Genomic DNA, 12,121 nt, shown 5'->3' with positions numbered 1-12,121 from the left:
GATTATCCTGTGGGAGCGGGTTCACCCGCGAAGAGGCCGGCGCAGGCTAGCGAGGTTCCAGCCACACCAGGGAAGCAAAGCGCCCACCCTGCGGGGTACGGCGATAGGAGAAGAACCGCTCATCGCTGACTGTGCACAAGCCACCGCCGTAAACAGCAGTCACCCCACGCGCCGCCAATCGAATACGCGCCAGCTCATAAATGTCGGCCATCAACTTGCCCGGCCGGGCACCATCGACAAAGGCCCTGGCCGCTTCCGGGTGCACCGCCGTAAAGGCATCACGCACCTCCAGCCCCACTTCGAACGCCTGCGGGCCAATCGCCGGCCCCAACCACACCAGCACCTCTTCGGGCGGCAGTGCCAGGCGATCCAAGGTGGCCTCCAGCACACCACCGGCAAGCCCGCGCCAGCCAGCATGCGCCGCGGCCACGCGGGTACCGGCCCGGTCGCAGAACAGCGCAGGCAGGCAATCGGCAGTCATCACGGTGCAGGCAATGCCAGGCTGGTCGGTCCAGCTGGCGTCGGCCTCGGCCACCACGGCCGGGTCGGCATCCGCCACCACCAGCCCATGCACCTGCTTGAGCCAGGCCGGCTGGATGGCGAATTCGTCGCTCAGGCGACGACGGTTCTCGGCCACCGCGGCAGGGTCGTCCCCTACATGGTCGCCAAGGTTGAAGGTTTCATAGGGCGGCAGGCTGACGCCGCCCTGGCGGGTGGTGACACAGGCGCGCACCGAGGCCGGGGCTGGCCAGTCGGGGAACAGCAGCGACTGCGTCAGGCCACTCATCCGACAAAGCTCTCGCGGTCCTGGTTCAGCAGCGACAGCAACCAGACGAAGTCATCCGGCAGCGGCGATTCCCACTTCATGACTTCACCGGTAATCGGGTGGGCCAATGCCAGGAAGCGCGCATGCAGTGCCTGGCGCGGGAAGGTTTTCACCGCCTCGACCATGGTCGGGCTGGCTGCCGGCGGAATGCGGAAGCGCCCGCCGTAGGTCTGGTCGCCGACCAACGGGAAGCCAACGTGAGCCATGTGCACGCGAATCTGGTGGGTACGGCCGGTTTCCAGCTTGACCCGCACGTGGGTGTGCGAGCGGAAGCGCTTGAGCACACGGTAGTGGCTGACCGCCGGCTTGCCGCCGTCGGTGACCGCCATGCGCTGGCGCATGCCGCCGTGGCGGCCGATCGGGGCATCGATCTTGCCGCCGGCAGTGACCACGCCAATCACGATGCACTCGTAGATGCGGCTGACCTTGCGCGCCTGCATCTGCTCGACCAGCCGGGTCTGCGCCTGCAAGGTCTTGGCCACCACCATCAGGCCGGTGGTGTCCTTGTCCAGGCGGTGGACGATACCGGCACGCGGTACGTTGACGATGTCAGGCACGTGGTGCAGCAGTGCATTGAGCAAAGTCCCGCTGGCATGCCCGGCGGCCGGGTGCACAACCAGCCCGGCAGGCTTGTTGATCACCATGATATGGTCGTCTTCGTAGACGATATCCAGCTCGATATCTTCGGCGACCCACTCGCCCTGGGCCTCTTGCTCGGCCTCCAGGACAAGTTGCGAGCCACCATAGACGAGGTCTCGAGGGCGCACCACGGCACCATCGACCGTCAGGCGGCCTTCTTTGATCCACGAAGTCAGCCGGGAACGCGAGTACTCGGCGAACAATTGGGCGGCGACCTGGTCGAGGCGTTGACCGCCCAGTTCGGACGGGACCTCTGCGCTAAGTTGAATGATCTCGGACATGCTCGATTCGGCGGGCGCACAGCCTTTGGTTTCGGCTGCGAGCTTGTGGTTAAATACGACTTCTTTTGTCCCGGGGTTGGCCGGGGCGCTCATCATAACAGGACGGCACCGCCCAAGACAGCGGCCGTCAAAGGGACGCAAGCCGCCATGCAAGTGAAACACCTGCTGCTGATCGCCATCCTCGGGCTCACCGCGGCCTGTTCCTCCAATAAAGAAGTGATTGACGAGAACCTCAGCGAGGCCGAGCTGTATCAGCAGGCGCAAGCTGACCTGGACAACTCCAGCTACACCAGCGCCGTGAACAAGCTCAAGGCCCTGGAGTCGCGCTACCCGTTCGGCCGCTATGCCGACCAGGCGCAGCTCGAGCTGATCTACGCCAACTACAAGAACTCCGAGCCCGAGGCTGCCAAGTCGGCTGCCGAGCGCTTCATCCGCCTGCACCCGCAGCACCCGAACGTCGACTATGCCTACTACCTCAAGGGCCTGACCTCGTTCGACCAGGACCGTGGCCTGGTGGCGCGCTTCCTGCCGCTGGACATGACCAAGCGTGACCCGGGTGCTGCCCGCGACTCGTACAACGAGTTCGCCCAGCTGACCAGCCGCTTCCCCAACAGCCGCTACGCGCCCGACGCCAAGCAGCGCATGATCTACCTGCGCAACCTGCTGGCCTCGTACGAAATCCACGTGGCCGACTACTACCTGAGCCGCCAGGCCTATGTAGCCGCCGCCAACCGTGGCCGCTACGTGGTGGAGAACTTCCAGGAAACCCCATCGGTCGGCGACGGCCTGGCGGTGATGGTCGAGGCGTACCAGAAGATGCACCTGGACGAACTGGCCGCCACCAGCCTGGAAACCCTCAAGCTCAACTACCCGGACCACCCGAGCCTGGCAGATGGCGAGTTCCAGCCAAAGCAGACCGAGTCTGACGGCCGCGGCTGGCTGTCCAAGGCGACCCTGGGCCTGATCGAAACCGAAACCCCGCTGCCGCCGGGTGAAACCCGCGCCAACCAGGACGTGGTCAAGCAGTTCCAGGACGCACGTGACGAGATGCCACGTGAGTTGCTGCCGACTGACGAGAACGGTGACCCGATCGTGCCGGAAGGGCCGAAGGAAGCCGAGAAAGACCGCTCCTGGTTCAGCTACATGACCTTTGGTCTGTTCGACTGATACGCAGCGGTACATGAAAGGGAGGCCTTGGGCCTCCCTTTTTTATTGGCCGCGTCCTAGACTGTCGGCTTCTTCAACCGACAAGCTGGACACCATGGTTCGCCTACTTTTCTGGATCGCCCTGATCGCCGCAGCGTTCTGGCTGTGGCGCAAGTTCAAAGCCAGCCAACAGTCGCACCCCGAGGCCAAGCTGGATGCGCCGCTGAAGATGGTGCGCTGCGCCCATTGCGGCGTGCACCTGCCCAATGACCGGGCGCTGCAGCAGGGCAACGAGTGGTATTGCAGCCAGGCGCACCTGCAACAGGGCCCAGACCGCCAGAACTGAACACAGTACCCTGTGGGAGCGGGTTCACCCGCGAATGCGTCGGTAGCTTCACTGCAGCATTCGCGGGTGAACCCGCTCCCACAGGTTGTGCGGTGAATCCCAACATCACTTATCCCTCCCCGACCCTTTCGCACCATTTGCGACCCCTCCCCCGCCGCCAGCATTGACCCACCCCGGCAAAACTCGCTAAATCCTATTTATCCGCATAAATATGAAAAATAGCGAAATGCTCAAACCCAAACGCAAGCGCCAGAAGCTGTCCGATGTGATCGTCGAATCGGTCAAGCGCTCGATCGTCACCGAAGCGCTGCACCCCGGCGACCGCCTGCCCACCGAACGTGAGCTGATGGAGCATTTCGAGTGCTCCAAGGGAACCGCCCGCGAAGCGCTCAAGGCCCTGGAAGTCGAGGGCCTGGTCAGCACCCGCACCGGCCCGAGCGGCGGCGCCTACCTCAATGAAGTCGGCACCGAACCTGCCAGCCGCGCGCTGCGCAACTACCTGCACTTCCAGCACCTGGACGGCGAACAGGTGTACCAGTTGCGCAAGGTCATCGAGGTGGAGCTGGCGGTATCGGTAATGGGCAAGCTGAGCGAAGCCGACTACGCCGCGCTGCAGGCCAACATCGACTTCTGCAGCGCCCCGGAAGACAGCGAAGAAGGCCAGCGCGAACAGCGCCTGGCGGAGCTGGAATTCCACACCCTGCTGGCCGACCGCTGCCCCAACCCGTTGCTGCGTTTCATGGCGGTGTTCCTCAACGACCTGCTGCGCGACCTGGTGGTGCTGAAAAAGGCCTACCTGCCCAAGCGCCAGCAGTTCGCCGCTGCCAACATCGCCTACCACAAGCAATTGCTGACCGCCCTGCGCGCCAGCGACGAGCCCGCCGTACGCCGGCTGATGCACGAACACATGTGCGACGCCGAACACCACATGACCGCGCTGGAAGGCGAGGTTGCCCGCAACTTCCTGCTGGAGTTCGAACACCACCACTGATCCGCCTGGAAAGAGGCCTGCACACAGGCCCGGCCGTACCCGCTTTGTCATTGCCACTCCTGCCTAATAACCACAACCAAGGAGTTACTCATGCAAAGACGTACCCTGCTCAAGGCAGGCCTTGCCCTGGGTGCCTTAGGTAGCCTCCCCCTGGGGGCGCACCGGGCATTCGCCGAGCAACCATTGACCTTCTATGGGCTCAAATCCATGTCTGGCGCCTTCGCCAGCTACGGCAAGTACGCCGACATGGGCTCACGCCTGGCCATCGCCGAATACCCGCAACTGCTCGGCCACCCGCTCAAGTACAAGGTCATCGACACCGAAGGCAACGCCGGCAAGGCGGTGCGCAAGGTGCAGGAAGCCATCGGCCAGGATGGCGCCCGCTTCTTCCAGGGCTGCACCCTGTCGTCCTCGGCACTGGCGGTGTCGAAGGAAATCCACAAGGCCGGCGGCGTGTTCATGACCCCGGTCGGCGCTGACGAAATCACCGGCAAGGACTGCAATGCCTCGACCTTCCGCTGGTCGGTGCCCACCTACGGCGCCATCCGCGAAACGCTGGTGCCAATGATCCGCCAGCTGCCACAGGCCAAGCGCTGGTACACCATCACCCCGCAATACGTGTTCGGCGATGCCCTGCTGGACAACGCCCGCAAGGTGTTCGCCGAGCTCGGTGTGGAACACATCGGCAACAGCTACCACTCGCTGCAGGAGCAGGAGTTTTCCGGCTACCTGACCAACGCCATCGCCGCCAAGCCCGACGTGCTGGTGCTGCTCAACTTCGGCAGCCAGGCGTCCAACGCCCTGCGCCAGGCAGTGAACTTCGGCATCAAGGAGCGCATGAAAGTGCTGATTGTGTGGTCCGCCGGCCTCGATCAGTTCCAGGAGCTGGGCAGCGACGTGCTCGAAGGCGTGTACTTGGGCGCGCAGTACTGGCACCAGGTCGATACCCCACTGAACCAGCAGCTGGTCGCTGCCACCCGCAAGGCTTATGGCATCAACCCCAACTACCCGCTGGCGGCCGACTACATCGGCACCAAGGTCATGCTCGAAGCCATCATCAAGGCCGGCAGCCTGGATGGCGCCGCCGTGTCCGCGGCATTGCAGGGCATGCGCTTCCAGGGCCCGACCGGCGAAGAACTGATCCGCCCGGGCGACCACCAGGTGCTCAAGGATTACTACCTGCTGCGCGGCAAGCCCCAGGGGCAGATGCGCGATGAGGACGACCTGGCCGAAGTCATCAGCTCGGGCCGCTCGTTCGTCGAAGTCGACCACACCGGTTGCGCCCTGGCCTGAGGCCGCGGCGTCAGTCACAAACACTCGTACAGGCAGCCGCATCGCGCGCTGTCGAGGGCACGCTCATGCTCGATTTGTACCTGTTCCAACTGCTCAACGGCCTGGGCCTGGGGATGATCTACTTCCTCATCGCCGTGGGCCTGACGATCATTTTCGGCCTGCTCAACTTCGTCAACTTCGCCCACGGCGCGTTCTTCTTGCTGGGCGCCTACCTGTGCTACACCGCCGTGGCCATTACCGGCAACTTCTGGCTGGCCCTGCTGATCGCACCGCTGGTGGTGGCGGCGCTGGCCTGGGCGGTCGAGCGTCTGCTGATCAAACGCATCTACCACCTGCCGCACACCTTCCAGATCCTCGTCACCCTCGGTATTGCGCTGATCATCCAGGAAGCCTCGGTACTGATCTGGGGCCCGGTGGGCAAGAACATCGCCGTGCCGCCGGAGCTGCGCGGGGTGCTGATCGTCGGTGACTTCATCTACCCCTACTACCGGCTGTTCCTGATCGGTTTCGCCGCGCTGATCGGCCTTGGCCTGTGGCTGCTGCTGGAGCGCACCCGCTTCGGCGCCCTGGTGCGGGCCGGCAGCGAAAGCACCGAAACCGTGTCGCTGCTGGGCACCAACATCTTCCGCCTGTTCTCCCTGACCTTCGCCCTGGGCGTGGGCCTGGCCGGCGTGGCGGGCGTGCTGTTCGCACCGCTGCGTGGCGCCCAGCCCTTCGTCGGCCCGGAAATCCTCGGCATCGCCTTCGTGGTGGTGGTGATCGGCGGCATGGGCTCGTTCGGCGGCGCCCTGGTCGGCGGCCTGCTGGTGGGTGTGGTGCAAAGCATGATGACCAGCCTCTGGCCGCAAGGCGCCAGCCTGATGATCTACGGCGCCATGGCCGCAGTGATCCTGGTCCGTCCCTATGGCCTGTTCGGGAGAGCCTGAGATGAGCGAGAAAAACCCATTGCCAGTCGCCAAGGGCCGCGCCCCGGCCCTACTGTTGCTGGTGGTCGCCAGCCTGGTGGCGCTGCCGCTGCTGCTGCCATCGGCCACCCTGGCCACCGAGATCCTGATCTTTGCCCTGGCGGCGCTGGCCTGCAACCTGCTGCTCGGCTACACCGGCCTGCTGTCGTTCGGCCAGGGCATCTTCTTTGGCGTAGGCGCCTATGGCGCGGCGCTGCTGATGATCCACCTGCAGTGGGGCATGTTCGCCGCGCTGCTGGGCGCAGCAGTGTTCGGTGCCTTCCTGGCGCTGCTGGTAGGCGCCCTGGCGATCCGCCGCACGGGTATCTACTTCGTCATGCTGACCCTGGCCTTCAGCCAGATGGCCTACTTCCTGGCCTACACCCTCAGCGGCTGGACCGGCGGTGACAACGGCCTGCTCGATGTGCCCCGGCCCAACATCGAAATCGCCGGCCATGTGCTGGTCGACCTGGCCGACCCACGGCACTTCTATGTGTTCGTCGCGGTGCTGTTCCTGCTGATCTTTGCCGGCGCGCTGCGGGTGATCCGCTCGCCATTCGGCAGCACCCTGCTGGCCATCCGCGAAAACGAGACCCGCGCCGCAGCCATCGGCTACGACACCCGCCACTTCAAGATCCTGGTGTTCATGCTGTCGGGCGCCATCACCGGTATCGCCGGGGCGCTGTACGCCATGCTGCTGCACTTTGCGCCGCTGTCGAACATCGACCTGATGATGAGCGAGAACATCCTGATCATGACCATCGTGGGTGGCACCGGCTCGCTGTTCGGCTCGCTGCTGGGGGCCGGCGCCATCGTGCTGCTGGGCGACGTGCTGTCGGAGCTGTGGCCGCGCTGGCTGATGCTGCTGGGGGTGATCCTGATCCTGGTGGTGGTGTTCATGCGTGGCGGCCTGTGGGGCGGCCTGGCCGAACTGGGCAAGCGCCTGCTGGCTAACCGCAATGCCAATGACAAACCCCAGGCCAAGACCAAGGAGACTCTGTGATGAGCGACTACCTCCTGGAAACCCGCCAGCTGGAGCTGGCCTACGGGCCGTTCAAGGCGGTTGCGGGTGTCGACCTCAAGGTTCGCGCCGGCTCCATCCACACCATCATCGGCCCCAACGGCGCCGGCAAGACCAGCCTGTTCCACTGCCTGACCGGCGAGCGCCAGGCCACCGCGGGCAAGATCCTGTTCAACGGCCAGGACATCATCCGCAAGCCGTCCCACGGGCGCGTGGCGCTGGGCATGGCCCGTTCGTTCCAGCTCACCAGCCTGTTCCAGAACCTGTCGGTGCGCGAGAACCTGCGCCTGGCCGCCCAGGGCCGCGATGGCCTGGGTGCGCTGAACTTCTGGCGCAGCGTCGAGCACAAGCGCAGCCACTGGGACACCGCCGACCAGGTGCTGGAGCGCCTGAAGCTTGCCGCCCGCGCCGAGACCCTGGCCGGCGAGCTGTCGCACGGCCAGCAACGGGTGCTGGAGGTGGGCATGTCGATCTGCGCCAAACCCACCCTGCTGATGCTCGACGAACCCACTTCGGGCATGGGCATCGACGACATCCCGGTGATGACCGACTTGATCAGCGACCTCGGCCGCGACCACACCGTGCTGCTGATCGAGCACAACATGAGCATCGTCATGTCGATCAGCCAGCGCATCACGGTGATGAGCCACGGCCAGATCCTGGTCGAGGGTACCCCTGAACAGGTGCGCAACGACGAGCGTGTCCGCACCGCCTACCTTGGAGAGGCCGCCTGATGCTCAATGTCGATTCGATCCACTCCTACTACGACAAGAGCCATGTGCTCGAAGGCGTCTCGCTCAAGGTCGAGGCTGGCGAACTGGTGACCCTGCTGGGGCGCAACGGCGCCGGCAAGACCACCACCCTGCGCAGCATCCTCGGCATCGTCCGCCCACGGCAGGGGCAGATCAGCTTCAACGGCCAGCAGCTGGTCGGCCGCGAAATCTTCGATATCGCCCGGCTCGGCATTGCCCTGGTGCCAGAGCACCGCGGCATCTTTCGCCAGCTCAGCGTGGAGGAGAACCTGAGGATTGCCGTTCGCAAGGACAGCCGCTGGCAGCTGGAAGACGTGTACAGCATGTTCCCGCGGCTGAAGGAACGGCGCCGCAACGGCGGTTTCGCCCTGTCCGGCGGCGAGCAGCAGATGCTGGCCATCGCCCGCGCCCTGCTCAACGGCCCCAAGCTGCTGATCCTCGACGAGCCCACCGAAGGCCTGGCCCCGGTGATCGTCGACGAACTGGTGAGGATTCTGCGGCGGATCAAGGACGAAGGCCTGTCGATCCTGCTGGTGGAACAGAACCTGATGGTCTGCGACGCCCTCGCTGACCGCCACTACGTGCTGGAACAGGGCCGCGTCGCCTACCAGGGCAGTGCGGCGCAGTTCCGCGAGGATCCGAGCATCAAGAACCGTTACCTGGCCCTTAGTGCCTGACCCAGATCCGTTTTTCTGTACCGGCCTCTTCGCGGGCTTGCCCGCTCCCACAGGTACTCCACCGGCCTGAGAGAGGTGAGATCCCTGTGGGAGCGGGCAAGCCCGCGAAGAGGCCGGCACAAGCAACCCAGTCATTTCAGGAGAGATGAACCATGAACACCCGCATCGATCCCTCGCAGCACCTGCTCGACCAGGGCCCGCTGGTCAACCGCGATCGCCTCTGGCAATCGCTGATGGACCTGGCCCGGCTCGGCGCCACCGCCAAGGGTGGCGTATGCCGCCTGGCCCTGACCGACCTCGACCGCCAGGCCCGCGACCTGTTCGTGCGCTGGTGCGAAGACGCCGGCTGCACGGTCAGCATCGACGCCATCGGTAACATCTTCGCCCGCCGCCCCGGGCGCAACCCGGCCCTGCCGCCAGTGATGACCGGCAGCCACATCGACACCCAACCCACCGGCGGCAAGTTCGACGGCTGCTACGGGGTCATGGCCGGCCTCGAGGTACTGCGCACCCTGAACGACCTGGACCTGACCACCGAGGCCCCGCTGGAAGTGGTGGTATGGACCAACGAGGAAGGCTCGCGCTTCCCGCCGTGCATGATGGGCTCGGGCGTGTTCGCCGGTAAGTTCGGCCTGCAGGAGACCCTGGCCAAGGTCGACGACCAGGGCCTGTCGGTAGGCGCGGAACTCCAGCGCATCGGTTATGCCGGCCCACGCGTGCCCACCGGGCATGCCGTCGGTGCCTACTTCGAAGCACATATCGAACAAGGCCCGGTGCTGGAAGACCAGCGCACCACCATTGGCGTGGTCCAGGGCTGCCTGGGGCAGAAATGGTTCGACCTGGTACTGACCGGCGTCGAGGCCCATGCCGGCCCGACCCCGATGCACCTGCGCAAGGATGCCCTGGTCGGTGCCGCCGAGGTGGTGGCTGCGGTCAACCGCGTGGCGCACGCCCACCAGCCGCATGCCTGCGGCACCGTCGGCTGCCTGAACCTGCACCCGGGCTCGCGCAATGTCATCCCCGGCCAGGTGCAGATGACCATCGACCTGCGCCACCTCGACCCCGAGCACCTCGCCGCCATGGTCAGCGAAGTACGCGCGGCCATTGAAACCAGCACGGCAAGACACGGGTTGAGTTTCGAGCTGACGCCAACCGCCGACTTCCCGCCGCTGTACTTCGCCGAGCAGTGCGTGGACGCCGTGCGCCAAGGCGCGCGGGAGCTGGGCCTGAGCCACATGGATATCGTCAGCGGCGCCGGCCACGACGCGATCTTCCTCGCCGAACTGGGCCCGGCCGGGATGATTTTTGTGCCTTGCGAGGGCGGCATCAGCCACAACGAAATCGAAAATGCCGCGCCACAGGACCTGGCCGATGGCTGCGACGTGCTGCTGCGCGCCATGTTCCAGGCCGCCAACCCGGGAGCCCGTTGAGATGACCCAGAAAACCGCGATTGGCGAGTTCACCGCCGTCGAACTGCTTGAGTTGTACCAGCGCCGCCAACTGTCACCGGTCGAGGTGATCGACGATGTGCTAGCGCGCATCGACCTGCACAACCCGGCGGTCAACGCCTATTGCCATGTCGACGGCGAAGGTGCCCGCGCCGCCGCCCGCGCCAGCGAACAGCGCTGGCAGCGTGGCGAGCCCTGCGGCCGGCTGGATGGCGTACCCGCCTCGATCAAGGACCTGACCCTGACCCGGGGCATGCCCACACGCAAGGGCTCGCGCACCACCTCGGGAGCCGGCCCGTGGGAAGTCGATGCGCCCTTCACGGCCTTCATGCGCGAAGCCGGCGCTGTGTTGGTGGGCAAGACCACCACGCCGGAGTTCGGTTGGAAGGGGGTGACCGACAACCCGCTGTACGGCATCACCCGCAACCCCTGGGATACCCGGCTGACCGCCGGCGGCTCGTCTGGTGGCGCCGCGGCGGCAGCCGCGCTGAACCTGGGCGTGCTGCACCAGGGCAGCGATGCCGGCGGCTCGATTCGCATCCCTTGCGCCTTTACCGGCACCTTCGGCATCAAGCCGACCTTCGGCTACGTACCGCAATGGCCGGCCAGTGCCATGACCGTGCTGTCGCACCTGGGGCCGATGACGCGCACCGTCGACGATTCGGTACTGATGCTCGACTGCGTCGCCCGCCCCGATGCCCGTGACGGGTTGGCCGGCGCACCCAGGCAGGCGCCGTGGCTGGGCCAGGAGCAGGACCTGAGCGGCCTGCGCATCGCCTACAGTGCCAACTTCGGTTACGTGCAGGTCGACCCGCAGATCCAGGCACTGGTGGCCCAAGCCGTGCAGCGCCTGGCACGGCTGGGCGCACAGGTTGAGGAAGTCGACCCGGGGTTCGGCGACCCGCTGGAGACGTTCAATACCCTGTGGTTTGCCGGCGCGGCGCGGTTGGCCAGTGCGTTCAGCGATGAACAGCGGGCGCAGCTTGACCCAGGGCTGCGCTGGATTGCCGAACAGGGAGCGCGAATCAGTCTGGGTGACTACACCCAGGCCCTGGAGGCACGCGCAGAGTTGATCGCGAAGATGAATGCCTTCCACCAGCGTCATGACCTGCTGGTATCGCCGATGCTACCGCTGGTGGCATTCGAGGCAGGGCACAATGTGCCGCCGGAGTCGGGGATGACGCAGTGGATGGAATGGACGCCGTTCAGCTATCCCTTCAACCTGACCCAGCAGCCGGCGGCTTCGGTGCCGTGCGGGTTCACCCGCGAGGGGTTGCCGGTGGGGCTGCAGGTGGTGGCCGGGCGCTTTGCCGATGAGCAGGTACTGCGGGTGTGCAAGGTCTATGAGCAGCATTACCCTAGCCGGCACTTGCAGGCACCGATTACCGGTTGAGTGCTCTATTGGACCCGCCGGCTGGAATATTTATTGGCCTTGCTGACCTCATCGCCGGCGAGCCGGCTCCCACAGGCAAAGCACAGGTCCCGAGGCTGTAGGTGGACCTGTGGGAGCTGGCTTGCCAGCGAAAGGGCCGCAAAGCGGCCCCGGCAATCTCAGCTCAACCTACCGGCTGAGTACTCTATTGGCCCCGCCGGCTGGAATATTTATTGGCCTTGCTGGCCTCATCGCCGGCAAGCCGGCTCCCACAGGTAAAGCACAGGTCCCGAGGCTGTAGGTGGACCTGTGGGAGCTGGCTTGCCGGCGAAAGGGCCGCAAAGCGGCCCCGGCAATCTCAGCTCAACCTACCGGTTGAGTACTC

12 protein-coding genes are annotated in these 12,121 nt (G+C 65.4%); 10 read left to right on the top strand and 2 right to left on the bottom strand.

The window, feature by feature from the left end; translation table 11 throughout:
• Window positions 1-46: 46 nt before the first annotated feature.
• Window positions 47-787 (bottom strand): peptidoglycan editing factor PgeF, encoded by a 741-nt coding sequence (gene pgeF, locus CAG34_RS22670; RefSeq protein ID WP_085592521.1) that lies wholly within the window; start codon window positions 785-787, stop codon window positions 47-49.
• Complete coding sequence (rluD, locus tag CAG34_RS22665) at window positions 784-1,746, bottom strand: 23S rRNA pseudouridine(1911/1915/1917) synthase RluD (RefSeq protein ID WP_025337605.1); 963 nt, start codon at window positions 1,744-1,746, stop codon at window positions 784-786. Before rluD ends, pgeF begins: the two co-directional genes overlap by 4 nt.
• A gap of 147 nt (window positions 1,747-1,893) precedes the next feature.
• On the opposite strand from rluD, the gene CAG34_RS22660 reads away from it, so the two are divergent.
• The 10 genes from CAG34_RS22660 to CAG34_RS22615 all read left to right on the top strand — a co-directional run bounded on the left by CAG34_RS22660 (window position 1,894) and on the right by CAG34_RS22615 (window position 11,757).
• Window positions 1,894-2,913: an outer membrane protein assembly factor BamD gene (locus CAG34_RS22660; protein WP_025337604.1), complete on the top strand. Its 1,020-nt coding sequence runs from the start codon at window positions 1,894-1,896 to the stop codon at window positions 2,911-2,913.
• Window positions 2,914-3,007: 94 nt separating this feature from the next.
• On the top strand, window positions 3,008-3,238 hold the full coding sequence (locus CAG34_RS22655) for a PP0621 family protein (RefSeq protein WP_085592519.1): 231 nt from the start codon (window positions 3,008-3,010) through the stop codon (window positions 3,236-3,238).
• A gap of 226 nt (window positions 3,239-3,464) precedes the next feature.
• Window positions 3,465-4,229: a FadR/GntR family transcriptional regulator gene (locus CAG34_RS22650; protein ID WP_047934916.1), complete on the top strand. Its 765-nt coding sequence runs from the start codon at window positions 3,465-3,467 to the stop codon at window positions 4,227-4,229.
• Between the two features lie 90 nt (window positions 4,230-4,319).
• Window positions 4,320-5,522, top strand: coding sequence for an ABC transporter substrate-binding protein (locus tag CAG34_RS22645; protein ID WP_085592517.1), 1,203 nt, complete (start codon window positions 4,320-4,322; stop codon window positions 5,520-5,522).
• 65 nt (window positions 5,523-5,587) lie between these two features.
• On the top strand, window positions 5,588-6,448 hold the full coding sequence (locus CAG34_RS22640) for a branched-chain amino acid ABC transporter permease (protein WP_039614952.1): 861 nt from the start codon (window positions 5,588-5,590) through the stop codon (window positions 6,446-6,448).
• Window position 6,449: 1 nt separating this feature from the next.
• The gene (locus CAG34_RS22635; protein WP_039614951.1) at window positions 6,450-7,469 is read left to right on the top strand and encodes a branched-chain amino acid ABC transporter permease; all 1,020 of its coding nucleotides are present in this window, start codon (window positions 6,450-6,452) and stop codon (window positions 7,467-7,469) included.
• A complete protein-coding gene (locus tag CAG34_RS22630; RefSeq protein WP_039614950.1) occupies window positions 7,469-8,221 on the top strand; it encodes an ABC transporter ATP-binding protein in 753 nt (250 codons plus the stop codon). The genes CAG34_RS22635 and CAG34_RS22630 overlap by 1 nt, the downstream gene beginning before the upstream one ends.
• On the top strand, window positions 8,221-8,916 hold the full coding sequence (locus tag CAG34_RS22625; protein ID WP_047934069.1) for an ABC transporter ATP-binding protein: 696 nt from the start codon (window positions 8,221-8,223) through the stop codon (window positions 8,914-8,916). Before CAG34_RS22630 ends, CAG34_RS22625 begins: the two co-directional genes overlap by 1 nt.
• Before the next feature lie 152 nt (window positions 8,917-9,068).
• Window positions 9,069-10,346 carry a Zn-dependent hydrolase gene (locus tag CAG34_RS22620; protein ID WP_085592515.1) on the top strand — a complete coding sequence of 426 codons (1,278 nt, stop codon included), beginning with the start codon at window positions 9,069-9,071 and terminating at the stop codon, window positions 10,344-10,346.
• A gap of 1 nt (window position 10,347) precedes the next feature.
• Window positions 10,348-11,757, top strand: coding sequence for an amidase (locus CAG34_RS22615; protein ID WP_085592512.1), 1,410 nt, complete (start codon window positions 10,348-10,350; stop codon window positions 11,755-11,757).
• The last annotated feature ends 364 nt before the right edge of the window (window positions 11,758-12,121 follow it).

Origin of the sequence: Pseudomonas sp. B14(2017) (assembly GCF_002113255.1) — a bacterium.
Taxonomy (GTDB): domain Bacteria; phylum Pseudomonadota; class Gammaproteobacteria; order Pseudomonadales; family Pseudomonadaceae; genus Aquipseudomonas; species Aquipseudomonas putida_Z.
Note: the sequence above shows the minus strand (reverse complement) of the source record. Positions and strands in the feature narration are given on the sequence as shown.